The sequence below is a fragment of the Pseudomonas sp. HMSC067G02 genome (assembly GCF_001813485.1).
In the GTDB taxonomy this organism is placed as follows: Bacteria; Pseudomonadota; Gammaproteobacteria; order Pseudomonadales; family Pseudomonadaceae; genus Pseudomonas; species Pseudomonas aeruginosa.
On sequence record NZ_KV812723.1, the window covers coordinates 1 to 276 of the forward strand.

At 61.2% G+C, this 276-nt stretch carries 1 protein-coding gene; it reads right to left on the minus strand.

The annotated features are described in order from the left end of the window. Window positions 1-276: condensation domain-containing protein (locus tag HMPREF2914_RS27165; protein ID WP_139148226.1), on the minus strand; the 276-nt coding region annotated here is incomplete at both ends.

Below are 276 nucleotides of genomic sequence, written 5' to 3' on the forward strand. Positions count from 1 at the left end.
GTTCCACGGTGGAGGCGTCGAACAGGTCGGTGGCATAGTCGAAGGAGGCCCAGATGCCGTTTTCGTCTTCCTGAATATCCAGCGTCAGGTCGAACTGCGCAGTCTGGCCGTCCCAGGCCAGGCCTTCCAGACGCAGGTCCTCCAACTGAACCTCGGGCGTCACCGAGCGTATCTCGCTCTGATGGTTGAACAGCACCTGGAACAGTGGGTTATGGCTGGCATTGCGCTCCGGCTGCAAGGCTTCCACCAGTTGCTCGAACGGCAGGTCCTGGTGCG